Here is a 26,374-nt window from a genome sequence, read left to right on the forward strand (position 1 = left end):
TCTTCCCCCCGAAAACTCACGGCGTACTCCCGGCTATGCCTACCCGCCGGGGGAGGGCTCAGACAGGCCGGCCGCCGGTTCCGAGGGCGGCCACCAGGGCCGCGACCAGGGCGAGGGTCAGCAGTACCGTCAGCCCCAGCCAGTACAGGCGGTCGCGGGCCGTGCGGGCCCGCGCGTCACGGTCCGCCTCGATCCACCCGGCCAGCCTCGGCCAGGCGTACGGCAGCGCCGGATCGGCCAGGCGGGCCAGGTCCCCCGCACGGACGACCAGCGGTCCGAACGCCTCGGCGATCCGTTCCTCGGCCTCCCCCGCGCCACGCGGCCCGCCGCGCCCGTCCGCCAGCCTGAGGAACATCGCCGAGGCGAACGGCCGGTCGGCCGGGTCGAGCGTGACGTAGGCGTCCTCCGCGACCGCGCCCAGTCCCGGGTCGTCGTACGGGGTCCGCAGCCTGGCCGCCATGGCGTCGCCCGCCGCCAGCAGGAAGTCCAGGGTGAGCGGCACGCGGGCGGCCAGCAGGGCGTCGGCGAGACAGACCCGCCCGCCGAGGACCGCCTCCGTGGTGAGCGGCGCCTCCGCGGTGAACGTCTCCGCCGCCCATCCGGGGATGTCGCCGCCCGAGGGCACGAGACAGGCCGCCGGCAGGCAGGCCGCGGTGGGGGAGGCGTGTGTGAGGCAGTCGGGGGCGAGGCAGGGGGCCTTGAGCCGGACGGTCGCGTCCGCGGAGACCAGGGCCCGCAGCAGGTCCCGGGCCCCGGGCCTGCGCTCGGGGTCCTTGGCCAGGGAGTCGGCGACCAGGGCGCGCAACGGCTGCGGGATCGGGTCCAGGTCGGGATCGACCGACAGCACACGGTGCATGACCGTCCCCAGACTGGTGCCCTCGAACGCGTCCCTCCCCGTCGCGGCGTAGAACACGACCGCGCCCCAGGCGAACACGTCCGCGGCGGCGCCGGGCTCCCGTCCGGTGAACGCCTCCGGCGCGGTGTAGGCCGGGGCGTTCATGGCCAGCCTGGGCCAGGTCAGCGTCGTCTCCGTCGGGGAGAGCGGCCCGAACCCGACGACCCTGGGACCGTCGGGGCCCAGAAGCACGTTGTCCGGGGTGAGGTCACGGTGGACGACCCCGGCCTCGTGGAGGGCGGTCAGCGCGGTGGCCAGGGCCGCGGCCAGGTGGAGCAGGTCGGGCCCGGCCAGGATCCGCCCCGCCCCACGCAGGCTCGGTCCGGCCACGTACTCACTGACGACGTACGGCCGCGCCCCCACGCAGTCGGCGTCGATCACCTTGGCCGTGCAGGACGGCGCGGCGGCGCGGACCGCGGCCACCTCCCCGGCCAGTGGCCGCCACAGTTCGGGGTCTCCGTGCGGCACCTTCACCGCCACCCGCCGCCCTCCGGAGTCGTAGGCCTCGTAGACCACGCCCCGGCGGCCCGCCCCAAGACGGCCCGCCAGCCGGTAGTCCCCCAGACGGTGCGGGTCCCCCTCGATCAGCCTCGCCGCGACTCTCATACGGTGTTGGATGCGATCTCAGACCGGAAAGTTCTGGGTCATCGAGGGCATACATCACGGTACGGCGTCTCCCCCAGGTAGGTCCGCCACTCCTGCGCCGAGAGCGTACGGCCCGCCCTCGCGCAGACCGCGTTCGCCACGGCCTCCGGCTCCACCGGGTGCTCGGCCAGGACTCCCGAGGAGTCGGCGACGACCAGGCGCGTCCCGTCTCCGGTGAAGGCCAGCGCCTTCGGCTCTCCTGGCCCCGTCGCGATCGGCGCGCCGAGGCGGCGCCCGGTCTCGACGTCCCACAGCGCCACGGAGCCGCCGTCCACCCGGCCCGCGATCACGTCGCCGCGCGGCGAGTAGGTCAGCAGGGGGGTCTCGCCCGCCCCCGTCCTGACCGTCTCACCGACCTGCTTCCTCGACGAGGTCTCCCAGACCGACAGCCGTCCCGCCTGGTCGGCGATGGCGAAGCGGGAGCCGTCCCCGCCGAAGGCGAGCGAGAGGACGGGGACGCCGACGGTCGGCGAGCCGTACGAGGGGCCGAAGGGTTTGCCCGTGCGGGTGTCGAGCAGGCGCTGTTCACCGCCCGCGACCGCCAGGGTCCTGCCGTCCGGGGCGAAGCGGAGGCCGTCAGGGTAGCCCTGCTTCCTCGCCCAGCGGTGCCGGCCGCCCGGCACGTCCCACAGGTGGATCTCCCCGCCGTCCCCGGTCGGGGAGTCGGGGTAGGCGACGTATCCGGCGAGGGCGGTGCCGTCGGCGTTCACCGCGATGGCGGTCACGTTGCCCTGTCTCGGGGCGGTGACGGTCATGACCTTCTCGAACGTCCTGGCGTCCCAGATCTGCACCTCGCCCGCCATGTCGCCCGTGACGACCGCCAGCCGTCTCCCGTCGCCGCTGAAGGCCATCTCGAAGTAGCCACCAGGGTCCTGTGAGCCGACGTCCAGGGCCGCCGGGGACCTGCGTCCGCGCACGTCCCACAGGACGACCTTCCCCGGCCCCTCCCCCTTCGAGGCGAGCAGGCGGCCGTCGGGGCTGAGCGCCGCCCTGGCGAAGCCCGCCTTCCCCAGCGGCGCCGGGGCGGTCGCGAAGGCGATGTCGAGGCTGGTCACCGAGTCCTCCGACAGGTAGCGCAGGGTGCGCCCGTCGGGGTCGAAGGCGGCGACCGGCCTGAACGCGGCGACGGCGTGGGTGAACAACAGGGCACCGTCCGCGACGCGCCAGAGCCTGATGTTGCGCTCGCTCACCGACGCCAGGAACCGCCCGTCGGGGCTGAAGACCAGCGTGTCCGCGTCTCCCTCGTCGAACGAGCGCTGCACGTCGGCGTCGGTGAAGGAACGTTGCAGATCGGCGCCGGTCGAGGCGTCGTGGAGCCGGATGAGCGCTCCGGTGCGGACCGCGACGACCTTGCCGTCCGGGCTGTAGGCGACGCGCCGCACGCAGGTGCACCGCTGTCCGAGCGACACCTTGCGGCCGTCCGCGAGGGTCGTGACCGTCGCGTTCCCTCCGAGGTCGGCGACGGCGAGCCCGGTGCCGTCCGGCGAGGTGTCGAAACCCATGCCCGCGGTGAACGGGGCCGCCTCACCGCCCGTCCGCCGGTTCCAGACCATCAGCCCCTCGCCCCTGCTGACCAGGACCAGGTCCTCCGAGCGGCCGAAGGCCACCTGGGATATGCCGTCGACGCCCCTGCCCCGGACGGTGAGGGTCGCACCGGTCGGCTTGCCGGTCGTCATGTCCCAGATCGTGAGTTTCGTCCCGCTGACCACGGCGAGCAGCCTGCCGCTCGGGCTCAGCGCGATCCCGGTCAGTTCGTCGCCTATCCCGTCGAACCCGCCGGCGCGTCCGCCGGTCCGCACGTCCCAGACGCGCGCCTGTCCGTCGCCGGCGCTGACGAGGACGCGCCCGTCACGGCTCAGCGCCCGCAGCGTGTGCACCCCGGCCGCCGGGTCGTGGAAGGCGGCCGTCTCACGCTGGGCCAGCGAGCCGGTCAGGGCGGCTCTCGCCTCGACCACCGGGTTCAGCCGCCAGGCGGCCACGCTGAGCAGCATGGCCCTGACCGGCTCGGAGACGCGCAGCGATTCGGCGGTCGCGGCGAGCTGGCGGGCCTGCGCCTGGTCGCGCTGGTGCGCGATGGTGACGCTGCGCGCCTCGGCGACCCTGCCCTGCTGTACGGCCAGCACCCCGGCGGCCAGCGCGACCGCCAGCAGCCCGGCCAGCGTCACGGACAGCAGCCTGCCCCTGCGTGCGCGGCGCCTGGCCAGGGCGGCTCCCGCTTCCAGGAAGTCGCGTTCGACCGGGCTCAGTGTGATGTTGCGCCGTCCCGTCGCCGCCCAGTTCATGGCGTTCTCCAGGTTGCTGCCCTGGAACAGGTCGCCGTCCCTGCGGCCCTGGCTCTGCCAGCGCCAGGCCGCGGTGAGGATGTGCCGGTGCACGACCAGGCCGTCGCGGTTGGCCCCGACCCACTGACGCAGCCGGGGCCAGGCCTGGGTCAGGGCGGGCCGCGAGAGCCACAGCGCCTGCTCGTCGCGGCCGACCAGATAGGTGAAGGCCGCGAGCACCCGGTGGACGGCGGCGATCTCCTCCTCGCCCCTTCCCTGGAGGAGTTCGGCCAGCTGGGCGCGCCGTACGGTGAGCTCTCCGTCGTCGGTCACGGTGACGAGCCGGAGGAACACCTCGGGGGCGATTTCCCGTTCGGCCTGCCCGAGCGCGCCGAAGGCCTCCTCGGCGAGGTCGCCGAGCGCGGGGTCGTTCGAGCCGGTGTGCATCCGGCCGCCCGTCTCGCTGCCCGCCGCGAGCAGCCGCCGGGTGTCGAGCGAGCCGCCCCCGCTGATCAGGGCGAGCAGCAGTTCCCTGGCGGCGGGCCTGGCCGTGGGGTCCTTGGCCAGGGAGGCGGCCACCAGCGGACGGAGCTGCTCGGGCAGTACGTCCAGCTGCGGCTGCACGGAGAGCACCCGGTGCATGACACCGCCCAGGCTCTCCGCCCTGAACGGGTCGAGTCCTGTGGCGGCGAAGACCATGACCCCGCCCCAGGCGAAGACGTCGACGGCCTCGGTCGCGCGCTCCCCCATGAAGATCTCGGGGGCCATGTAGGTGGGGGTCCCCGCGACCATCCCGGTCGCGGTCAGCGACATGTCGGCCATCCGGGCGACACCGAAGTCGATCACCCGGGGGCCGTCGGGGCCGAGCAGCACGTTGTCGGGCTTGAGGTCTCGGTGGATGACCCCGGCCTCGTGGATCGCGGTCAGCGCGGTGGCGACGGCGGTGGCCAGGCGGTGCAGGTCACCGCCGGTGAAGCGGCGCCCGTCGACGACGGCCCTGCGCAGGCTCGGTCCCTCGACGTACTCGGAGACGATGTACGGCCTGGGCCCTTCGAGGTCGGCGTCCACCACGGCGGCCGTGCAGAAGGAGGCGATCCGCCTGGCGGAGGCCGCCTCGCGGCCGAACCGCTCGCGCAACTCGGGGTCGGCCGCCGCGTCGCCGTGCAACACCTTGACCGCGACCCGTTCGCCCCGTGCGTCGTAGGCCTCGTAGACCACTCCCTGTCCGCCCGCGCCCAACCGGCCCGCCAGCCAGTAGCCGCCGAGCCGTTGCGGATCTCCGTCGACCAGTCCGGTGCTCATTCCCGCCTCCGTTCACCGGCTTGTTGGACGCGCCGCTGGACACCATAGTTCGGCCGATGTCACGCACTCAGGCGTTCCCCAGGTCAGCGGCGTCGTCCGGCCGCGATCAAACCGGTTGATAGGGCTCACCGGGGAGAACTAGGTTGGCAAGCGTGGGCGGGCTCCCGCCGACCCCCGGCCGGCGAGCCCGAGCAAGAGGAGGGACGAGCCATGCGTCACGCGAAAGTCGCCCGTTCGCAGCACCGGCGTCGCCGTACCCGCGCCTTCGACCTGGACCTTCGCACCCCGTCAGGCCGCAGGCTTCCCTACTGACGATCAGTTCTTTACGACGGTTTTACGGGACGATCTGTAGACATTTCGTGTAACGAAAGCGTCACGCGGGGGGCTCAATGAAGAGACTTGTGCTTGTGCCGCCGTCCGTCGCGCGGCTCAAGATCAGAGACATCCGGTCGGTACGGCGCCGCGGCGGCGCGTCCGACACCAAGGTCGTCGATCTGCGCGCCTACACAGGACGCAACGTCCTGCGGTTTCCGGCCACGAGCGGCCCCACTCCCGCGGCCTGACCGACCGCCCGGCCAGCCGAGAGGACCCGCGACCCGCGGGTCCTCCCGCATTATCCGGACACAGTGTCCACCTATACCCTGGGGGCATGGAGAGAGCAGACGCCGCGCGTAACCGGGCGCGCATCCTGGAGGCCGCGGAGCGGCTGTTCGCCGCCAAAGGGGCGCCCAACGTCACCATGGAGGACATCGCCAGGGCGGCGGGAGTCGGCCGGGGCACCCTGTACCGCCGCTATCCCGACCGGGCCGCGATCGCGACCGCGATGCTCGACGAGCACGAGAAGGCCCTGCAGCGCGAACTGATCGGAGGCCGGCCGCCCCTCGGCCCCGGTGCCACGCCCGCGCGGCGGCTGGCCGCCTTCTACGCCGCGATGGTCGGCCTGCTCGAATCCCACTCCCACCTGGTGCTCGGCGCGGAGACGGGCCGCTCGCGCTTCGCCACCGGCGCCTACGGTTTCTGGCGGGCGCACGTGCGCTCGCTGCTGGTCGCCGCCGACGTGCCCGACCCGGACGCGCTCGTCGAGATCGCGCTCGCCCCGCTCGCCCCCGAGGTCTACACCTTCCAGCGTGAGGGTCGCGGGCTCGGACCCGAGCGGATCACAGCCGCGCTGGAAGAACTCGCCCTGCGGCTTCTCGCAGGACACGCGCCACCCGCCGGGGATGGGTGAGCTGGGGGTAGTGCCCCGCGCCCTCGATCACGACGTCGGCCTCACCCACCACGAGCGGGTCGGCCGCGCCCGTGACGATCGTCACCGGGACCTCGGCCCGGCCGAGCGCCCGTCGCAGTTCCTCCCTGGCCGCGTAGCCCGCGCGCATCGCCCCGATCACCCGCCGGGCGGCACCGGGGCGGCGCAGGTCGGCGAGCGCGCCCTCGGGCACGCCGAGTCTGCCCGCCAGCCGCGCCGGGGACGTCCCGCGCAGTACGGCGGCGCCGAAGGCCGAGCGGGCCGGCCACCCCGCCGGAGCCTGCAGGAAGGCCGGGGCCAGGAGCACGACCGCGGAGATCCGCTCAGGACGTGCGAGCGCGTAGCGCAGGACGGGCCCGCAGGCGAAGGAGTGCCCGACCAGCACCGGGCGCGTCCCCGCCGGTTCGAGCAACGCCTCGGTCCACTCCCCCAGTGAGCGGGCGGGCGAGGAGCGGCCGAGTCCCGGCAGGTCGGCGGCCAGGACGGGACCGTCGAGCGACTCGCTCACCTCCGCCCAGGAGCGGGCGTCGAGCGGCAGCCCGTGCAGCAGCACGTACCGGGGGCTCTCCCGCTCCCCCGCCACCCAGGTACGGCTGCCCGCCACGTCCCGGAACCCGTACGGCCCGCGCGGCGCCTCCCCCTCCCCGAACCCGGCGCCGACCAGCCCGTCCGCCCAGGTCCTGAGCATCTCCTCCACCGGGGGCATGCGCAGACCGGCCCGCTCGGCGAAGGCCAGGGCGGGGGCCGTCTCGTAGCGGTCGCCGGACATGAACGACAGCGTCTCCGGGTCGGCGCCGGTCAGGGCGCGGGGCAGCCGCCGTACGAGAGGGACCGGGATCGTCGCGCGCGGAGGGCGGACTCCCAGGTGGGCGGCCAGGAGCCCGGCCAGCTCCGGCAGGTTCGGCGTCCGGTCGTCGAGCACCCAGTAGGCCTCGCCCGCCGTCTCCTCGTGGCCGGGCACCTCCGCCATGAAGCGGGCCAGGTAGCCGATGTCCACGACCGGCAGGAAGGTCCTGCCGTCCCCGGGCAGCAGGGGCAGCCGGCCACGCCACAGGTCGCGCACCACCGAGGCGAGGCCGATGAACTGCCCCTCACCGGTGACCGAACTGGGGTTGACGACGGTCAGCGGGACGCCGAGTTCCGCGGCGCGGGCGCGCACCGCCGCGTCGCCCTCCCGTTTCGAGGCCTCGTAGGCCCCGTCACGGCGGTAGTCGGGAGGACCGCCGCTGACACGGTAGCCGCTGACGTGCACCAGGCGCCGCAGCCCCTGGCGGGTGGCCGCCCAGTCGGCCACGTTGACCGCCCCGGCCACGTTGGCCGCCCTCGCCTCGGCGATGCCCAGTCCGAAGGCGAAGCGTGCCGCGGTGTTGTAGACGTCGCGCACCCGCCCGAGGTCCGGCGCGGCGCCGAGCCCGAGCCCGGGGACGGCGATGTCGGCGGTCACGACGGTCAGCCGCGCGGTGTCCACGCCCTGCCCGGCGAGCCAGGAGGTCAGCCGGTCCGCCGGTCCGCGCAGGGCGGCGGCCACCACGCGCTCCCTGCGCAGGAGTTCGGCGACCAGGGAGCGGCCGATGAATCCCGCCGCGCCGAAGACGATGGAGTCGGGGGTCACGCGATCACCTCATAATAGATCGGTCTACATATTTTATGGACATACGAAGGGAGCCGGGGAGGGGTTCCCGCGTTACGGCCTCAGCAGCGTGGCGGTCCCGCGCGCCACCCGGTCGAGCGGCTCCCGGCTGCGATGCGCCCTGGCCAGCAGCAGCGCGCCCTCGATCAGGGCCAGGACCGTGGCGGCCGTGTCGGCGGGCTCCGGGTGCCCGTCCACGGCCAGCCGGTGACGCAGCGCCTCCTCCCACGAGCCGTAGACCTCGGCGCAGACCTCCTGGAGCGGGTCGCTGACGGCCGCCATCTCCAGCGCCACCGTGGCCACCGGGCAGCCCTTGCGCCACCCGGAGGCCTCAAGCCGGTCACCCAGCAGCGCGAGCACCCCGGTGACCAGGCTCACGGCGTCGGGCGCGGACTCGGCAAGCTCCCGCACGATCCGGCCGACCTCGTGGCCCGCCCGCCGTACGGACTCACCGACGAGCTGGTCCTTGCCGCCGGGGAAGTGGAAGTAGAGCGAGCCGCGCGGCGCTCCGCTGGCCGCGACCACCTGGTTCAGCCCGGCCCCGAAGTAGCCGCCGCTCTCGATCAGCTCCCGCGTCGCGTCGAGCAGCCGCGTCCTGGTCTCCTCACCCTTGCGTCCCATGGCCAAAAAATAGACCGGTCTGCTTATTCTTGGCAACCCGGGGCGGTGAAGCGCGAGAGCTTGTCCGGATTCAGCACGGCCCGCACCGCCGTGATCCGCCCCTCCGTCACCTCGATCGCGAAGACCGCGACGACCACGTCCCCGGCCCACACCACGATCCCCTCCTCGCCGTTGACCTCGGTGTGGGCGAACCCGCCCCCGGGGCCGAACTTGGCGGCGATCCCGGCCAGGAAGCGGACGACCTTGTCCCGGCCCTCCACGGGGCGCAGCGCGGCGCCGACCCGGCCACCGCCGTCGGACCAGACGACCACGTCGACGGCGAGCAGCCGCTCAAGCTCGGCGAGGTCGCCGCCCCGCGCGGCGTCGAGGAACCGCTCGACGATCCTGCGCCGCTGCTCCCCGGGCACGTCGAACCTCCGGGGCTCGCCCATCCGCTTCCTCGCCCTGATCAGGAGCTGACGGCAGTGGGTCTCCGAGAGGTCGAGCACCTCGGCGATCTCGCGGTAGCCGTACGAGAAGGCCTCGCGGAGCACGAAGACGGCGCGCTCCGGAGGGGTGAGGCGCTCAAGCAGCGTCAGGAACGCCATGGAGACCGCGTCACGTTGCTCGGCGGTCTCCAACGGGCCGAGCGCCGCCGACTCGACGGGCTCGGGAAGCCAGGGGCCGACGTAGCTCTCACGGGTGGCGCGGGCGGCGGTCAGCCGGTTGAGACAGAGGTTGGTGACCACCTTGGCCAGCCACGCCCCCGGCGTCTCCACGTTCCGCCTGTCGGCGGTGTGCCAGCGCAGGTAGGCGTCCTGGACGACGTCCTCCGCCTCCGCGGCCGAACCGAGCATCCGGTAGGCCAGGCCGAACATCCGCCGCCGCAGTTCCTCGAACTCATCGACCATCCGTCCAGGGTCCCAGAGCTCAGCGGGCGCCCGGCTCACGGGGACTCCCTGAAGGCCCTGCGGTAGGCCGAGGGCGAGGTGCGCATCGTCCTGGCGAAGTGGTGCCTGAAGGTCACGGCGCTGTCGAAGCCCACCGCCGCCGCGACCTCCTCGATCGAGGCGGAGCCCGACTCCAGCGGCTCCAGGCTGGCCGCGATCCGCTGGGAGATCACCCAGCGCAGCGGGCTCGTCCCGGTCTGGCGGGCGAAGTGCCGCAGGAAGGTGCGTTGCGACATGCGGGCGGCCCCGGCCATCCCGGCGACCGTGATCGGCTCGGCCAGGTGCCCGAGCGCCCAGGCCATCGCGACGGCCACCGCGTCGTCCCCCTCCGCGGGCGCCACCGGGGCCTGGACGAACTGGGCCTGCCCGCCCTCCCGGTGCGGCGGGACGACCAGCCTGCGCGCGACCGAGTTGGCCACGCCGGGGCCGTGGTCGGTGCGGACCAGGTGCAGCAGCAGGTCGAGGCCCGCGGCGCTGCCCGCGCTGGTCAGCACGTCCCCGCCGTCCACGTACAGGACGTCGGGGTTGACCCTGACCAGCGGGAACCTCTCCCTCAGCAGGTCGGCGTACCTCCAGTGGGTGGTCGCCTCACGCCCGTCGAGCAGCCCCGCGGCGGCCAGCGCGAAGGCCCCCGAACAGATCGACACGATCCTGGCCCCACGCTCGTGCGCCGTCCGCAGCGCCCTGACCAGCTCCGCGGAGACCTCCCCCCGCACGTCCGCGACCGCGGGCACGATCACCGTGTCCGCCGCCGCGGCCACGTCGAGCCCGTGCCCGGCCCGCATGGTGAACCCTCCGACGACCCGCAGGTCGGCCGGGGTCTCGGCGCAGACCGTCAGCTCGTACCAGGGGACGTCGAGTTCGGGCCTGGGAATGCCGAAGATCTCCACCACGCAGCCGAGTTCGAAGGGGGCCATGCCGTCGAAGGCGACGGCGGACACGGTGTGCGCCCGCCGCGCCGGGAAAAGAAGCGACATGGCGGGATATTAGCGATAAGCGGCGTTCACGCCACTGGCCGGAGGGGCGCCGTGCGCGAAACCATGTCTCACGCACGGCACCGTTCTCCGAGAAAGGCATGTGATGTCCGCCGCCTCATCCGCCGTCACCGCGGTCCCCGCCGCCGAGAGCACCACGGCGATCGCCCACTTCGCCGCCCGGCTCGCCTTCGAGACCGACGTCTCCGACGTGGCCGCCGACCTGGCGGCCGGAGTCCCGGACGTCGTCGTGGTCGACACACGTGGCGTCCAGGCCTGGCTCCAGGGCCACGTCGCGGGAGCCGTACACCTGCCGACCGGCGAGATCGCTGCCCGCGCGGCCGAGGTGGTCCCCACGGGGGCGACCGTGGTGACCTACTGCTGGGGACCGGGCTGCAACGGCGCCACCAGGGCGGCCCTGGAGTTCGCCAGGCTCGGTCACCCCGTCAAGGAGATGATCGGCGGCTTCGAGTACTGGGCCCGGGAGGGCCTGCCCGTCGAGACCTCGGAGGGGGTCTCCCGGCGTGCGCCCGACCCGCTGACCGCCCCTGTCCTCGGCGTCTCCTGCGCCTGCTGACGCCCTCAGCCGTTCGCGGCGAGCAGATCGACGCCGTTGCCGTCGGGGTCGTGGACGATGGCGTACCGCTGCCCCCAGAACGCGTCCCAGGGCTCCTTGTGGCCCTCGTAGCCCAGGGAGACGAGTTCGTCGTAGGCGGCGTCCACCTCGGCGGGGGTGTCGAACTCGAAGGCGAACGCCGTCCGGGAGCCTCCGGTGGGCGGCCGCCAGCCCGGGTCGAAACCGTGGAGCGTCTCGACCGTGTCCCAGACGAGCTTCAGCCCCCCGGGCAGTTCCGCCTCGACGTGCGGCTCCCCGTCCGCCTCCGGCGGCAGGTCCAGGCCCAGCCGGCGGTAGAACGCCAGCGACCTGGCCATGTCCTTGACGACGATTCCCACGAAACTCAGACGTGCCCGCATATCAGTGTCTTTCCGGTTGAGGTGCCGTGCTCGGTGCGCGCGTCCCGGGGCCGCGCACGGCCCAACCTAACCGGAGGTCACATCCACGGTCTTGCAGGAATCGGACGACTCACGCCTCGGCGGACGCCCTGAGCGCGGCGGCCAGCCAGAGGAAGGCCGCCACGGCCGGAGGGAACGGCGGGCGCCCGTTGATGGCCCCCACCAGCTGCCAGTACCGCTCGACCCGCAGGTCGCTGAACAGCTCCACCTGCTCGGCCAGCCGTACCCGCTCCTGTGCCCGGGTCTCCGGCGCGACGATCAGGTCGAGTACGGCCCGCCCCTCGGCCGAGTCCGGCGCGACCCCCGCCGCCTGGGCCGGGACGGCGTGCTCCATGACGGCCTGGTGGTCCAGCGGGTCTGCGGGGCTGTCCGCGTTCTGGCCCGCCACCACCATCTCCCTGACCCGGCGCTGGAAGTCCTCGTCCTCGACGAGTTCCGCCAGCTCCATCCAGGCGTCCACCTGCTCCGGGCTCGGCTCGTCCGGCAGTTCGGTGTTCACCTGCCGCATGCCGTTCGCGATGCCCAGCGCCGGGCCCTCGCCGGGGTCGACCCCGGCGAGGACGCGGTCCACGAAGTCATCGATGATCTGCTGCCGCTCCCGCGCGGACAGCCTGGCCAGTCTGTGCATCAGTGACGCCTCCTCGATCGTGCTGCCGCGCTTGGCGACCGTGCTCAGCACGGCGCGGCGCAGCCGCAGGGTACGGATCTCCGCCTCAAGCGCCGCGACATGCGTCTCGGCGACCTGGGCGACTGTCGTGGCCCGGCACAGGACCTCCTCGACCGCCTCAAGACCGAACCCGAGTTCGCGCAGGGTCCTGACGAGGTCGAGCCGGGCGACCGCCCGCGCGTCGTAGAGACGGTAGCCGCCCGCGGACCGACCGGTCGGCGGCACCAGACCGCTGTCCGACCAGAAACGGATCGTCCGCACCGGCAGTCCCGTACGGCGGGCGAGCTGCCCGATCGTGAAAAGCTCCGTGCCTTCGCTCACGGCACCACTGTGCCGTCTCCACTCACTGGAGACTCAACTCCCTTTTCCCGCGATGCTCCCTTTTCCTGCGATCGGGAGAGACGATGGGGAGCCGGTGAGCCATGTGGCTCACCGGCTCCCCGGTTCAGGCCGTGTCAGCTGCAGCCGCTGGTCGAGCCGCAGCCCTCGCAGACGTAGCAGCTGCCCGCGGGACGCATCTTGGTGCCGCAGGTCATGCACAGCGGCGCGTCGGCGGTGCGGCCCTGGTGCGACTCCAGGGAGCCCGCGGCGCGCTCGGGGGCGGCCACCTCGACGGTCTGGGCGCGGGTCTCGGAGCGGGGCTGGGGCCGCTCGATGGGCGCGGAGGTGGCCAGCTCGGCGATGACCTCGTCCGCGGCGATCGGGGCCGGGTCCTCGCCCCGCTGCTGGGCGGCGCGCTCGGAGGCCGAGAAGATCCCCAGGGCGGCCCGCTCGTCGTAGGGCAGGTGGTCGAGCGCCAGGCGGCGGAAGATGTAGTCCATCACCGAGGCGGCCATCCGGATGTCCGGGTCGTCGGTCATGCCCGCCGGGTCGAAGCGCATGTTGACGAACTTGCCCACGTAGGTCTCCAGCGGCACGCCGTACTGCAGACCGATGGAGATGGCCACGGAGAAGGCGTCCATGACGCCCGCCAGGGTGGAACCCTGCTTGGACATCTTCAGGAAGACCTCGCCGAGACCGTCGTCGGGGTAGGACGAGGCGGTCATGTAGCCCTTGGCGCCGCCCACCGTGAAGCGGGTGGTGGTGCTGGGCCGCTGGTTCGGCATCCGGCGCCTGGTCGGACGGCTGACCTCGACGACCTGGACCTCGGGCTCGGCCGGCTCGGCCTTCTCCTCGGTCTTCTTGCCCGCCGCCGACAGCGGCTGGCCGACCTTGCAGTTGTCGCGGTAGACGGCCAGGGCCTTCAGGCCGAGCTTCCAGCCCTCCATGTAGACCTGCTCGATGTCCTCGACCGTCGCGGACTCGGGCAGGTTGACGGTCTTGGAGATGGCACCGGACAGGAACGGCTGGGCCGCCGCCATCATCCGCACGTGGCCCATCGGCGCGATGGCCCGCTCTCCCATGGCGCAGTCGAACACCTCGTAGTGCTCGGGCCGAAGACCGGGGGCGTCCACGACGTGGCCGTGCGCGGCGATGTACTCGACGATCGCCTCGACCTGCTCCTCCTGGTAGCCGAGCTGGCGCAGCGCCCGCGGGATCGTCTGGTTGACGATCTGCATGGAGCCGCCGCCCACGAGCTTCTTGAACTTGACCAGGGCGAGGTCGGGCTCGATGCCGGTGGTGTCGCAGTCCATCATCAGGCCGATGGTGCCGGTCGGCGCGAGCAGCGAGGCCTGGGCGTTGCGGTAGCCGTTCTTCTCGCCGAGCTTGAGGCAGTCGGCCCACTGGCGCGAGGCCTCGGTGTGGATGACCCGGTCCATCCCGCCCAGGGTGCGCAGGTCGTCGTTGGCCGCGGCGTGCTTGCGCATGACGCGCTTGTGCGCCTCGGCGTTGCGGGCGTAGCCCTCGTACGGCCCGACGACCGCGGCCAGCTCGGCGCTGCGGCGGTAGGAGGCGCCGGTCATCAGCGAGGTGATGGCCCCGGCGATGGCCCGGCCGCCCTCGGAGTCGTAGGCGTGGCCGGTGGCCATGAGCAGCGCGCCCAGGTTGGCGTAGCCGATGCCGAGCTGACGGTAGGCCCGGGTGGTCCGGTCGATCTTCTCGGTCGGGAAGTCGGCGAAGGTGATGGAGACGTCCATCGCGGTGATGATCAGCTCGGTGAGCTTCACGAAGGCCGCGACGTCGAAGGTGTCGTCGTCCCTGAGGAACTTCAGCAGGTTGATGCTGGCCAGGTTGCAGGAGGAGTTGTCCAGGTGGAGGTACTCGGAGCAGGGGTTGCTCGCCGTGATGCGGCCGGTCTCCGGGCTGGTGTGCCAGTCGTTGATCGTGTCGTCGTACTGGACGCCGGGGTCGGCGCACTCCCAGGCGGCCTGGGCCATCTTCCTGAACAGGGACTTGGCGTCGACCTTCTCGATCACCTCGCCGGTGAGGCGTGCGCGCAACCCGAAGTCACCGCCGTTCTCGACGGCCCGCATGAACTCGTCGGAGACACGCACGGAGTTGTTGGCGTTCTGGTACTGGACGGAGACGATGTCCTTGCCGCCCAGGTCCATGTCGAACCCGGCGTCGCGCAGCGCGCGGACCTTGTCCTCCTCGCGCGCCTTGGTCTCGATGAACTCCTCGATGTCGGGGTGGTCGACGTCCAGGACGACCATCTTGGCCGCGCGGCGGGTGGCGCCGCCGGACTTGATGGTGCCCGCCGAGGCGTCGGCGCCGCGCATGAAGGAGACGGGGCCGCTGGCCGTACCGCCGCTGGAGAGCAGTTCCTTGGAGGAGCGGATCCGGGAGAGGTTCACCCCCGAGCCCGAACCGCCCTTGAAGATCACACCCTCTTCCTTGTACCAGTCGAGGATGGACTCCATCTGGTCGTCGACGGCCAGGATGAAACAGGCGCTGACCTGCTGCGGGGAGGCGGTGCCGACGTTGAACCAGACCGGCGAGTTGAAGCTGAAGACCTGGTTGACCAGGGCGTGCTTGAGCTCGTGGTCGAAGATCTCGGCGTCCTCCTCGGTCGCGAAGTAGCCCTCCTCGACCGCGGTCCTGGTGTAGACGCCGACCACCCGGTCGACGAGCTGCTTCAGGCTCCACTCGCGCTGCGGGGTGCCGACGGCGCCCCGGAAGTACTTGGTGGTCACGATGTTGGCGGCGTTGACCGACCAGGAGTCGGGGAACTCGACGCCCCGCTGCTCGAAGTTGACCGAGCCGTCCCGCCAGTTGGTCATGACGACGTCACGGCGTTCCCAGGTCACCTGGTCGTACGGGTGCACCCCGGGCGTGGTGAAGATGCGCTTCATCTTCAGTCCCTTGCGTGGCCGCTTGCCCCCGCGCGCGACCGCGCCGTTGACCGTCTCCGTCATGACTTCCCCCTTCCGAGGCTCCATGGAGCCCCCAGTCGGACCAGTTCAACACGCCGCGTACTCCCCCGGCGCCCGGGGACTGACTCAGTCGCGCCGCACGGAACGCTCGGCGCGCAGCTGTTCGATCTCGGCCTCGAAGTCGGCCAGGGTCTCGAAGCCCCGGTAGACGGAGGCGAAACGCAGGTACGCCACCTCGTCGAGCTCGCGGAGCGGGCCCAGGATCGCCAGCCCGACCTCGTGGGCCGCGATCTCCGCGGCCCCGGTCGCCCGGATGCTCTCCTCGACCCGCTGGCCGAGCTGGGCCAGCGAGTCCTCGCTCACCGGGCGCCCCTGACACGCACGCCGGACACCGGCGATCACCTTGTCCCGGAAGAACGGCTCGGTCACCCCGCTGCGTTTGCTCACCATGAGCAACACCGTCTCCTGCGTGGTGAACCTGCGCCCGCACTCCGGGCAGGTGCGCCTGCGCCGGATGGCGCTGCCGTCCTCGGTCGACCGGCTGTCGATGACCCGCGTGTCAGGATGACGACAGAACGGACAGTGCACGCGTGTCGCCTCCCTGACTTGCCCAGCGGCTCATCTTCCTCGCGTTGCTCCGCCGGCTCTGCGATCTCCGTGTGGAGACGCTCACGCACGCCCTCGAATGGTCGAGATGCGGTAATAGAAACACAATCTATGGTGGAGCGGAATGATGAAGCCACTAGATGTTGTGGTCCAACCGTAGGAGTGTCGGACCATGAACGCAAGTTAGGAAGGGCCTGCCGAGCGAAGTCGCCGATCAGCGCAGCTCAAGGGCGTCAGCCGGGCGTGTCGCCCTTCCGGTACGGCCCCGCGGGCGCCGTCCGGACATGCGGCACCCCTCCCCGGGGCGTGCGAACGGGCCGATCGCCGAGATCCATTATCGGGTGAGCCCGGGGCGCGTCGTCACGCTCCGTCGCCAACGCCCCCGCCCACCCTCCTTGGAGCGCCCAGGACCCCCACTGGCCACAGGGCCCGCAGAGGCCCGTCGAGGCGCCCCGGAAAGCCTCCTAGGAGGCGAGGGCCGCGTCCAGGAGGGCACCCGCCCAGAAGGCCCCCAGAACGAGGAGCACGAGCGCCAGGACCGCCACGACCCTCCCCCTGCGGGTCAGCCTGACCGGGGCGCGCCTCCGCCGGACGGTCGCGTGCGCCGCCCTCCCCCCGGCGACGGCCCGCCTCCGCGAAACCGCCGGAACCGTACGGCCTGCACGCCCCGCGGCGGTCCCACGGGGACGCGCGACGGGCCGCCCTCCCCCCGCCGCCCCACGGCCCGCGCCCCTGGCGGCCGTCTCCCCGGTGCCCCTGACCAGCGTCAACGTGGGCCTGGTTGTCCTCGTGGCCGCCTTCACGGTGCCCCCCATCTCTTCGACCTGGCCGAACACATGTCGAAGAAAGATCGGCGAATCGAACACGATGTCGATCGAACTCCCGTACGATGTTGTACACCACGCCGCCACCGATTTCGAGGACCATTCGAACAAATGTTTGAGTATGATCTTCGGCGGAGGTACGGTCGCTGTGTGCGACGCAACCAATACAGACCGGGAGCGAGGAGATCATATGAGTGAGCGCGACGAGAGCGGCGCGGCCGTCAGTGACCTGGCGGTGCGCAGGCGTGACTCCCTCGGCCTCACCCCCAGGCAGCGCAAGATCCTTGAGGTGATCCGCGACTCGGTGCAGCAGCGCGGCTACCCGCCGTCGATGCGCGAGATCGGCGAGGCGGTGCAGCTGACCAGCACCTCCAGCGTGTCGCACCAGCTGACGGCCCTGCAGCGCAAGGGCTACCTGCGCCGTGACCCGCACCGCCCGCGTGCCCTGGAGGTGCGCCTGCCCGGCGAGCCGGTGCTGTGGGTCGACCCCGACACCAACGCCGAGGAGACCTCGGTCAACCGCCCGACCGCGGCCTACGTGCCGCTCGTCGGCCGGATCGCCGCCGGCGGCCCGATCCTCGCCGAAGAGAGCGTGGAGGACGTCTTCGCCCTGCCCAAGCAGCTCGTCGGCGAGGGCACCCTCTTCCTGCTCCAGGTCACGGGCGACTCCATGATCGACGCCGCGATCGCCAACGGCGACTGGGTGGTCGTCCGCCAGCAGCCCGTCGCCGACAACGGCGACGTGGTCGCCGCGATGATCGACGGCGAGGCCACGGTCAAGACCTTCAAGCGCAAGGACGGCCACGTCTGGCTGGTTCCGCACAACACGAACTACGACCCGATCCCCGGTGACGAGGCCACCGTCCTGGGCAAGGTCGTGGCGGTGCTGCGCAAGCTCTGAGGCGCCCCGGCGGCATCTCTCCCGGAACGCGAGGAGTGACCCTCAAACCGAGGGTCACTCCTTTCTGCGTTCACGGTCAGGGAACGATGTTGACCAGCTTGGGTGCCCGGACGATGACCTTGCGGGGCGCGCCGGACAGGAAGGCCTGCACCTTCTCCGACGCCAGCGCCAGTGCCTCCAGGTCGGCATCGGAGATCTCCGGGGAGACCTCCAGACGGTCACGGACCTTGCCCGCGACCTGTACGACGCAGGTGACGGTCTCCTGCACCAGCAGCGCCGCCTCCGCGACCGGCCACCCGGCGGTCGCGACGGAGGCGGGGTGCCCCAGCCGCTCCCAGCCCTCCTCCGCCGCGTACGGCGCGACCAGGGACAGCATGACCGCCAGGGTCTCCGCGGCCTCGCGCACCGCCGGGTCGGCGGCGCCGGGGCCCGAGTCGATGGCCCTCCTGGCGGCGGTCGTCAGCTCCATCATCCTGGCGATCGCGACGTTGAAGCGGTACGAGTCGAGCAGCTTGGTGACCTCGTCCACGGTCCGGTGGACGACCTTGCGCAGCTCCAGATCACCGGTGGAGAAGTCGACGCCGGGTGCGGATCCCGCACCGGCCTCGGCCATGACGCGGAAGGCCCTGGCCAGGAACTTCTGCGACGCGGCCGGGGAGACGTCGGCCCAGTCGATGTCGTCCTCGGGCGGGCCGGCGAACAGCACGGTCAGCCTGACCGCGTCGACGCCGTAGGTGTCGATCTGCTGGCCCAGGTCGACCCCGTTGCCCAGCGACTTCGACATCGCCTTGCCCTGGTTGATGACCTGCCCCTGGTTCAGCAGGCGCAGGAAGGGCTCGGTGAAGTCGAGCATGCCCATGTCGTGCAGGACCTTGGTGAAGAAACGCGAGTACAGCAGGTGCAGCACCGCGTGCTCGACACCGCCGACGTACTGGTCGATCGGCCCCCACCTGCGGACCTTCTCCACGTCGAAGGGACCGTCCAGGTAGGTCGGATCCACGTAACGCAGGTAGTACCACGAGGAGTCGACGAAGGTGTCCATCGTGTCGGTGTCACGCTTGGCGGCTCCGCCGCACTTGGGGCAGGAGACGTTGACCCAGTCCTCGGCCGAGGCCAGCGGGGAGACACCCTTGGGCGCCAGCGCCTCACCACGCATGTCGGGCAGGGTGACGGGCAGCTGGTCGTCGGGAACCGGGACCTCGCCGCAGTCAGCGCAGTGGATGATCGGGATCGGGCAGCCCCAGAAACGCTGGCGGGACAGCAGCCAGTCACGCAGGCGGAAGTTGACCGCCGCCCTGCCGGTCCCGCGCCCGGCCAGCACCTCGATGATCCTGTGGATGGCCTCGGCCTTGGACAGGCCGTCCAGCGGCCCCGAGTTGACCAGGGTGCCCTCACCCGCGGTGGCGATCCCGGTCTCCCCCGGGTCGGCCATGCCGGTGTGGACGACGACCCGCACCGGCAGGTCGAAGGCGCGGGCGAAGTCGAGGTCGCGCTGGTCGTGGGCGGGAACCGCCATGATGGCGCCGTGGCCGTAGTCGGACAGCACGTAGTCGGCCGCCCAGACCGGCATGCGCTCGCCGTTGACCGGGTTGATCGCGTAGCGGCCCAGGAAGACGCCGGTCTTCTCCTTCTCGGTGGACAGCCGGTCGATGTCGGACAGCTTGGCGACCTCGGCCCGGTAGGTCTCGAAGGCCTTCCGCTGCTCGTCGGAGACGATCTCCTCGGCCAGCGGGGCGTCCGGGGCGACGACGAAGAAGGTCGCGCCGTACAGCGTGTCGGGGCGGGTGGTGTAGACCGTGACCGGCTCGTCGCGGCCCTCGATCACGAAGTTGACGTCCGCGCCCTCGGACCTGCCGATCCAGTTGCGCTGCATGGTCAGCACGCGCTCGGGCCAGCCGCCCTCCAGCTGGGCCATGTCGTCCAGCAGCCGGTCGGCGTAGTCAGTGATCTTGAAGTACCACTGGGTCAGCTCCCTGCGGACGACCTCGGCGCCACAGCGCTCGCACCTGCCTCCGACGACCTGCTCGTTGGCCAGCACGGTCTGGTCGTTGGGGCACCAGTTGACCAGGCCGCCCTTGCGGTAGGCCAGGCCGCGTTCGAAGAAGCGCAGGAACAGCCACTGCGTCCACCGGTAGTAGGTGACGTCACTGGTGTGCAGACGACGGGACCAGTCGAAGGAGACCGCGTAACGCTTGTAGGAGGCCGCCTGGGTCTCGATGTTGGCGTAGGTCCACTCGGCCGGGTGCGCGTCACGCTTGATGGCGGCGTTCTCCGCGGGCAGGCCGAAGGAGTCCCAGCCGATCGGGTGCAGCACGTTGTAGCCGCGCTGGAACCAGTAGCGCGACACGATGTCACCGATGGCGAAGGCCTCGGCGTGACCCATGTGCAGGTCGCCCGAGGGGTAGGAGAACATGTCGAGCATGTAGCGACGCTCGCGCGGGTCCGCGGGGTCGTCGGAGGCGTGGAACGGGTCCAGTTCCTCCCACCGCCGCTGCCACTTGACCTGCAGTGCCTGCGGATCGTAGTGCTGCTCGTCGCTGTTCACGTCGGCTCGCTCGCTCACGTCAATCTTCCCTCGGTATACGTCTGCTGCGATGATCTGACCCGTCCGGCCCAATAGAAAAACCCTCCGCTCATGCGAAGGGCAGCCGCACCGGCGGGCGTCTAACGCCGAGAAGGCCGATGCGGCCCGGTAAGCAGCAGGGTCGCGGCACGCATACGACAAGACTATCGCAGTCCGCAAGCCGTATTCGTGGCCTGGGGAAACGAATTGGATCACGGTAAACGGAGGACGCCCGTCCGGCGATCCAGCACAATAAGAGCAATCACGTGCCTGGAGCGGGCCGAGACCTGATGGGGACACATCCGTTGTGACCTCGCATGTCCCGTCAGTTTACTCTTCTCACCGTGGCACACTCAGTCGAGCCGGGGCAGGGCCCGGATCCCTTGGAGGCCGGCCTGCCGATGCAGGATCCACCGACCGACCCCACAGGACTCCAGTTCAGGGGGGCGTTCTCCGGTTTCCCTGCGAACATCCCTGCCTCCCGTGAGACCATGCCGAATACCCATAATTCGGGCACCCGTGCGGAAGGTAAGGAAGCCATGGCCCCGGAGCAGCCCAGCCAGCCCCACCTGCCTCCGGCGTGGCCGGAGGCGGCGGAGACGACGTCCGGCTGGGCGAACGACTCCTTCGGCGCCTCGTCGCCACGACTTCCCCTCCCCCATGAGGAGCCGGCCTCACCCGCCGACGGCCAGGGACAGCCGGGCGCCGGTTGGGAGCAGGCGGGGGCGAGCACGCCCGAATACGGCTGGAGCCAGCCGACGCCGTCCCAGACCCCCAACGGGGCTCCCAGCGGGTCCTCCAACGGCTCCGCGACTCTCGGCGGCGGCTGGGACCAGGCGCTGGCCTCCCCTTCGGGGGGCGCGCCCGACGACATGGAGACCCCCCGGCAGGGCGTCCCCACCCAGCCTCCCGTCACCGGTCCGGCGTCCGGCTGGAACTCCCCGGCGGGGACCGGGTGGGACCAGGCAGCCCGTACGGCGCCCGCCGATCCGCGGGACCGCCCCGCCTCCAGCGCCACGACCAGTTGGAGCGACGCGTTCACCCCGCAGCCGAAGGACGCCCTCAGGCCGGACCCCGACCTGGCCGGCGGATACGGAGGCCAGCTTCCCGAGGCCGCTCCCGTGAGTGCCGAGCCCCGGTGGGACCCGCAGCCCCCGGCGGAGGCGACACCCGCCGACAACCCGGTGTGGCCGCCCGCCACCGCCGAGAACACCGGATGGCCGTCCGCCACCACCCCACAGGACGACGCCGCGCAGCCGCCCGCCACCGCAAACGCCTCCTGGCCGTCCGCCGCGCCGCAGGACAACGCCGTGTGGCCGCCGACGGCCCAGGCGAACGGCTCCGCCTGGCCGTCCGCCTCCGCCGAGAACACCGGGTGGCCACCCGCCGCTCCGGCCTCCGGTCCGGCCGCGGGACCCACCGCGCCCGCGGGAGACCCGGCGCCCGGGGCAACCGCGTGGCCGTCGGCCGTGCCCGGGGACAACCCCGTGTGGCCGCCCTCCGCGGCCGAGGGAACCGTGCGGGACCCGCTGTCGCACACGTGGTCGACCCCTCCTCAGGAGGAGCCGAGCCGTGACGGCGCGCCCTTCGGCGAGGACGCCGCCCGGGGCAGCTTCGGGGTGCCGAACAACCCCGCCGTCTGGGCCCTCGCCGCGACGACCGCGCCCGAGCCCACCCCGCGCGCCGATCCGCTGAACGACCCGCTCAACGCCCCCCGCAACGCCCCGCCGGTCGACCCGTTGAGCGGCCCGCCGAACAACCCCCTGAACGACCCGCTGAACGACCCGCTGACGGCGCCCGCCTACGACGCGTCCGCGACACGGCATCCGGCCGACCTTCCGCTCCCGCCGCAGGCTCAGCCCTTCGGGCAACCGGGACAACCGGCTTACCCGGGGCAGCCGGGGCAGCACGAGTTCGGCCACCCCGGGCAGCCCGGGCAGCCCGGTCACCACCTGAGCCAGGACCCGTCCGACCCCAACAGGCGTTTCGTCACCGCGGGCCAGATCAGCGGCCCGAAGACCCCTCCGCCCGAACGTCAGCAGGAGCTGTGGGACACGGTCTTCGGCGACAACTACCAGGCCATGGGGAACGAGGACGACTTCGACGAGCAGGGCAGGCCGGTCTGGGTCTTCGCGCTGGTCGGGTCGGTGGTGATCGCGCTGGTCGGCGCGCTGCTGTGGGCGTTCATGGCCGGTCCGCTCGCCGCGACGAACGAGGCGGACCCCGCTCCCAGCGCCAAGCCCTCCGCCACGTCCAAGAAGCCGCCGAAGTCCCAGACGCTCGGCCGTCTTCCGCGTTTCCCCGGCAAGGCGTCCCCGGTCTCGGGCACCCTGGCCGACCAGGCGGCGGCGATCAGCGTGACACGGCTGGGCGGAGAGTGGCGGGAGGACCAGCGCAGGACCGTGCCCACGGTCTACGGTTTCACCACCCGCCAGTACGTCGCCGCGGGCACCGACTCCGCCGGTAGGACACAGTTCGCCCAGCTGATGTCGGGGGTGCTCCCGTCCCGGCTGAAGGACAAGTACACCTCACCGGAGAATCTCTCCCCCGTGACCAACGCGGTCGCCGCCTCGGCGCGCAAGAAGTTCTTCCCCGAGGACAACACCGCCCGCAAGACCGCCCAGCAGTCCCTGACCGTCAACGGCCTGCCCGGACAGCTGTCCGCCTACGAGATCACCACGGGCGACACCAAGACCACCATGGTCGTGGCGGCCGTGAGCACCGGCGCCGACCTTCCCTCGATCGTCTACATGTCGGTGCCCGACAGCAAGAAGGAGCTGCTGCCGGACATCAACACCGTCTTCACCTCGATCAAGGCGCTCTCCTCTTAGGACCCGCGTCCGGTCTCAGAAGTCGCACTCAAGGTGCTTGATGCCGTTGATGAAGCTGGAGCGCAGCCGGACCGGTTCGCCGACGGAGCGAATGTGCGGAAGCCGGGTGAACAGCTCACGGAACATCACGGAGATCTCCCTGCGGGCCAGGTGCGCGCCCAGGCAGAAGTGCGGGCCCGGGCCGCCGAAGGCCACGTGGGGGCCGCCCGCGCGCCGGATGTCGAAGCGCAGCGGGTCGGTGAAGACGGCCTCGTCACGGTTGGCCGCCCAGTAGTAGAGCAGCACCTTGTCTCCCTCGCGGTAGAGGTGGCCGTTCATCTCGTGGTCGCGGGTGAGGGTGCGGCGCATCCAGGCCACCGGTGAGGCCAGCCGGAGGATCTCCTCGACCGCGCCGGGCAGGCGTCCTTCGAGGTCGTCGAGGAGCAGCGCGCGCTGCTCGGGGTTGTCGGTGAACAGCTTCAGGCCGTGGGAGATGGCGTTGCGGGTGGTCTCGTTGCCCGCCACGACCAGCAGGATGAAGAACGAGCCGAGTTCACGCACGGTGAGCTTCTCGCCGTCGATGTCGGCGCTGGTCAGCGAGGTGATCAGCGGGCCACCGCCCTCGGCCGCCAGGGAGACGACGAGGTCCTGCAGGCACTGTCCCGCGCTGAGGAGCAGCTCGGCGGCACGGCTGACGTCCTCGATGAACTCGGGGTCGCCGCCGGACAGGATGACGTTCGAGGCGTCGAACACCGTCTGGTAGTGCTCGGCGCCGATGCCCATCATGTCGCAGATGATCTTCAGGGGCAGCCTCGTCGCGACCTCGGTGACGAAGTCACAGCCCGGCCCCTTGGCGATCAGGTCGTCCACGATCCTGGTGGCCTCGGCGCGCACGTCGGCCTCGAAGCCACCGATCATCCTGGGGGTGAAGGCCCGTGAGACGATCCGGCGGAGCCTGGCGTGCCGGGGATCGTCCATGTTGATCATCGATCCGAAGTACTCGCCGAACTCGGGGCTCAGGTCGTGGATGGCCGTCGCCCCGCGCGCCGAGGAGAAGATCTCGGGGTTGCGGCTGGCCTCGACGATGTCGGCGTGCCTCACCAGCGCGTAGTAGCCCGTCCCCGGCAGGGCGAAGCTGATGTCGGGTTCGGTGAACCTCATCGGGGCGGGCTGGGCGCGCAGCAACGCGAAGGCCTCCTCCCGCTCGGCCATCGGACGCTCCCAGAAGGAGATTTTCGAGAGGTCGATGTCCGACAGTGAGACGGTCACCCCAGCTCCCCATTTGCCGATCCTGTCATGTGACTTTCCGTTCGAAGAGTGCTGAACGGGACCGTACGGATCGTGAAGGCCGGATGCTTCGATCACGGAGAACACACGCGCGCACACCGGGAGTCACGACTCGATCCCATGGCGGAACCTAACACCTGCCCCATGGTGCGGGCCGGGATTCCCCGCAGAATCCCCCGTGAATCGAAAAGGACCTCCGGGGGTCACGAACCTCCGGCGATCAGTTCGGCGGCCTTTTCCGCGATCATGACGGTGGGGGCGTGGGTGTGGCCCCGGTTGATCACCGGCATGACCGACGCGTCGGCCACGCGCAGCCCCTCGATCCCGCGAACCCGCAGGCTCGGGTCGACCACCGCGTCCGCGTCCTCGCCCATGCGGCAGGTCCCGACCGGGTGGTAGAGGGTCTCGCTGCGTTCACGGATCCAGCCGATGAGCTCCTCCTCGCTGTCGGCCCCCCGGTACGGGTCCATGGGAGCCCCCGCGAACGGCAGGAGCGCCGAGGTCGCGAACAGTTCCTTGGCCTTTCTCAGTCCGGCGACCTGTCTCCTGAGGTCGGCCTCCGCGGTGAGATAGGCGGGGTCGATGGCCACGTCACGCCCCTGGAGGAAGATCCGCCCCCTGCTCTCCGGCCGCAGGAGGATGGAGGCGATGGTCAGGCCGTGCGCGGGCGGCCGGGTGAGCCCGTGGTCGATGAAGGGCACGGGGGCGAAGATCAGCTCGATGTCGGGGGCCGGTTCGTCCGGCGAGGTCTTGATGAAGGCCACCGCCTCGCCGACGTTCGAGGTGAGCATGCCGTTCCTGCCGACCAGGAAGCGCAGCAGGTTGCCGACCGACTCGGCCTTGGCGAGCGTGACCGGTTCCGGGCAGTGCAGGATGACCCCGGAGGCGAGGTGGTCCTGGAGGTTGGCGCCGACCTGGGGAAGGTCGGCGAGCGGCTCGATGCCCTGGGCGAGCAGGTCGTCGGCGGCTCCGACGCCCGAAAGCATCAGCAGGTGCGGCGAGCCGATCGCCCCCGCCGACAGGACGACCTCCCTGCGTGCCCGCACGACCGTGCCGCCGTCCCTGCCGCCTCCGTCGTTCGCGGGGGCGCACTCGACGCCCGTCGCACGCCCCTCCTCGATCAGCACCCTGCGCACCTGGCGGGAGGTCAGCACAGTGAGGTTGGGCCTCCTTACGGCCGGCCTCAGGTAGGCGTCGGCGGAACTGCAACGGCGGCCCCTGTCCTGGGTGACGGGGGTCGGGGAGCAGCCCTCGTTCGAGGGGCCGTTCAGCTCGTCGAGGCGGGTGAGCCCGGCCTCCTCGCAGGCCTTCAGGAACACCGGGGTCAGCGGATTGGGGCTGCGCAGCTCAGAGATGCGGACCGGGCCCGCGGTGCCGTACACGTCGCCGCGGTTGGAGCCCACCCGGCCCTCGGCCCGGCGGAAGTACGGCAGGACCTCCTCGTAGGACCAGCCGGGCACGTCCCATCCGTCGTAGTCCGCCCGGTGCCCGCGCACCCACATCTGGGCGTTCATCGAGGAGGAACCGCCGAGCATCCGGCCGCGCGGCCAGTAGAGCCGCCTGCCCGACAGGCCTGGCTGCTCGACGGTGGTGAAGTTCCAGTCGCAACCGGTCTTGAAGAGCCGGGCGAACCCGGCGGGCATCCTGACCTCCAGCTTGTCGGCCGGTCCGCCCGCCTCGATCAGCACCACCGTCGTCGCCGGGTCGGCGGACAGCCGGTTCGCCAGCACACACCCCGCCGACCCCGCCCCCACGATCACATAGTCGTACTCCACTGCGCACTGCCCCTTCGTCGCACGAACGGACGGCCCGCCTACCCTCGGTAAGCGGGCTCACATCTGCTTACCCTGAGGTGCTTTACGCGTCAATTCGTAACCATTGTTACCTACCGGTAGGTATCTCCGCCCTGAAAAGATGGCACGGGACAGATCCCGCCCTGGAGGAG

The 26,374-nt window shown here is 71.6% G+C and carries 19 protein-coding genes; 5 read left to right on the plus strand and 14 right to left on the minus strand.

All coding sequences use genetic code 11. The features are described from left to right. Positions 1-58: 58 nt before the first annotated feature. Complete coding sequence (locus ABT340_RS38665; RefSeq protein ID WP_352015897.1) at positions 59-1,501, minus strand: serine/threonine-protein kinase; 1,443 nt, start codon at positions 1,499-1,501, stop codon at positions 59-61. Positions 1,502-1,539: 38 nt separating this feature from the next. Beyond that, positions 1,540-5,103 carry a WD40 repeat domain-containing serine/threonine protein kinase gene (locus ABT340_RS38670; protein WP_352015898.1) on the minus strand — a complete coding sequence of 1,188 codons (3,564 nt, stop codon included), beginning with the start codon at positions 5,101-5,103 and terminating at the stop codon, positions 1,540-1,542. Positions 5,104-5,492: 389 nt separating this feature from the next. Between ABT340_RS38670 and ABT340_RS38675 the strand changes: the two genes are divergently transcribed. Together ABT340_RS38675 and ABT340_RS38680 are read left to right on the plus strand one after the other, a co-directional pair. Continuing rightward, on the plus strand, positions 5,493-5,666 hold the full coding sequence (locus ABT340_RS38675) for a hypothetical protein (protein ID WP_352015899.1): 174 nt from the start codon (positions 5,493-5,495) through the stop codon (positions 5,664-5,666). 86 nt (positions 5,667-5,752) lie between these two features. Further along, on the plus strand, positions 5,753-6,331 hold the full coding sequence (locus tag ABT340_RS38680; protein WP_352015900.1) for a TetR/AcrR family transcriptional regulator: 579 nt from the start codon (positions 5,753-5,755) through the stop codon (positions 6,329-6,331). Here ABT340_RS38680 and ABT340_RS38685 read toward each other — a convergent pair. The 4 genes from ABT340_RS38685 to ABT340_RS38700 form a co-directional block, all read right to left on the minus strand. Next, positions 6,261-7,961: an alpha/beta fold hydrolase gene (locus ABT340_RS38685; RefSeq protein ID WP_352015901.1), complete on the minus strand. Its 1,701-nt coding sequence runs from the start codon at positions 7,959-7,961 to the stop codon at positions 6,261-6,263. The genes ABT340_RS38680 and ABT340_RS38685 overlap by 71 nt on opposite strands. 72 nt (positions 7,962-8,033) lie before the next feature. Continuing rightward, entirely contained in the window at positions 8,034-8,600 is a 567-nt protein-coding gene (locus ABT340_RS38690; protein WP_352015902.1) for a TetR/AcrR family transcriptional regulator, read from the minus strand. A gap of 23 nt (positions 8,601-8,623) precedes the next feature. Then, complete coding sequence (locus tag ABT340_RS38695) at positions 8,624-9,490, minus strand: RNA polymerase sigma-70 factor (protein ID WP_352015903.1); 867 nt, start codon at positions 9,488-9,490, stop codon at positions 8,624-8,626. Positions 9,491-9,525: 35 nt separating this feature from the next. After that, on the minus strand, positions 9,526-10,506 hold the full coding sequence (locus tag ABT340_RS38700) for a helix-turn-helix domain-containing protein (RefSeq protein WP_352015904.1): 981 nt from the start codon (positions 10,504-10,506) through the stop codon (positions 9,526-9,528). A 103-nt stretch (positions 10,507-10,609) separates the two neighbouring features. On the opposite strand from ABT340_RS38700, the gene ABT340_RS38705 reads away from it, so the two are divergent. After that, positions 10,610-11,080: a rhodanese-like domain-containing protein gene (locus tag ABT340_RS38705; RefSeq protein WP_352015905.1), complete on the plus strand. Its 471-nt coding sequence runs from the start codon at positions 10,610-10,612 to the stop codon at positions 11,078-11,080. Between the two features lie 5 nt (positions 11,081-11,085). Here ABT340_RS38705 and ABT340_RS38710 read toward each other — a convergent pair whose 3' ends face one another. The 5 genes from ABT340_RS38710 to ABT340_RS38730 form a co-directional block, all read right to left on the minus strand. Then, the gene (locus ABT340_RS38710) at positions 11,086-11,478 is read right to left on the minus strand and encodes a VOC family protein (RefSeq protein WP_352015906.1); all 393 of its coding nucleotides are present in this window, start codon (positions 11,476-11,478) and stop codon (positions 11,086-11,088) included. A 109-nt stretch (positions 11,479-11,587) separates the two neighbouring features. Then, positions 11,588-12,505 carry a helix-turn-helix domain-containing protein gene (locus ABT340_RS38715; RefSeq protein ID WP_352015907.1) on the minus strand — a complete coding sequence of 306 codons (918 nt, stop codon included), beginning with the start codon at positions 12,503-12,505 and terminating at the stop codon, positions 11,588-11,590. Between the two features lie 134 nt (positions 12,506-12,639). Then, positions 12,640-15,480, minus strand: coding sequence for a vitamin B12-dependent ribonucleotide reductase (locus ABT340_RS38720; RefSeq protein WP_352015908.1), 2,841 nt, complete (start codon positions 15,478-15,480; stop codon positions 12,640-12,642). 84 nt (positions 15,481-15,564) lie between these two features. Beyond that, positions 15,565-16,026 (minus strand): transcriptional regulator NrdR, encoded by a 462-nt coding sequence (gene nrdR, locus ABT340_RS38725; RefSeq protein WP_352015909.1) that lies wholly within the window; start codon positions 16,024-16,026, stop codon positions 15,565-15,567. A 482-nt stretch (positions 16,027-16,508) separates the two neighbouring features. Further along, positions 16,509-16,859: a hypothetical protein gene (locus ABT340_RS38730; protein ID WP_352015910.1), complete on the minus strand. Its 351-nt coding sequence runs from the start codon at positions 16,857-16,859 to the stop codon at positions 16,509-16,511. Between the two features lie 199 nt (positions 16,860-17,058). Here ABT340_RS38730 and lexA point away from each other — a divergent pair, with 199 nt between their 5' ends. Beyond that, the gene (gene lexA, locus ABT340_RS38735; protein ID WP_352015911.1) at positions 17,059-17,769 is read left to right on the plus strand and encodes a transcriptional repressor LexA; all 711 of its coding nucleotides are present in this window, start codon (positions 17,059-17,061) and stop codon (positions 17,767-17,769) included. Positions 17,770-17,845: 76 nt separating this feature from the next. On the opposite strand, the gene leuS is transcribed toward lexA, so the two are convergent. Continuing rightward, complete coding sequence (gene leuS, locus ABT340_RS38740) at positions 17,846-20,332, minus strand: leucine--tRNA ligase (protein ID WP_352015912.1); 2,487 nt, start codon at positions 20,330-20,332, stop codon at positions 17,846-17,848. A gap of 539 nt (positions 20,333-20,871) precedes the next feature. Here leuS and ABT340_RS38745 point away from each other — a divergent pair. Further along, positions 20,872-23,163, plus strand: a complete 2,292-nt coding sequence (locus ABT340_RS38745; protein WP_352015913.1) for a hypothetical protein — start codon at positions 20,872-20,874, stop codon at positions 23,161-23,163. 15 nt (positions 23,164-23,178) lie between these two features. Here ABT340_RS38745 and ABT340_RS38750 read toward each other — a convergent pair whose 3' ends face one another. Both ABT340_RS38750 and ABT340_RS38755 read right to left on the minus strand, forming a co-directional pair. Continuing rightward, positions 23,179-24,411, minus strand: coding sequence for a cytochrome P450 (locus ABT340_RS38750; protein WP_502992597.1), 1,233 nt, complete (start codon positions 24,409-24,411; stop codon positions 23,179-23,181). Between the two features lie 221 nt (positions 24,412-24,632). Beyond that, a complete protein-coding gene (locus ABT340_RS38755) occupies positions 24,633-26,204 on the minus strand; it encodes a GMC family oxidoreductase (RefSeq protein WP_352015914.1) in 1,572 nt (523 codons plus the stop codon). Positions 26,205-26,374: the final 170 nt, after the last annotated feature.

The sequence above is a fragment of the Streptosporangium sp. NPDC000239 genome (assembly GCF_040300765.1).
In the GTDB taxonomy this organism is placed as follows: Bacteria; Actinomycetota; Actinomycetes; order Streptosporangiales; family Streptosporangiaceae; genus Streptosporangium.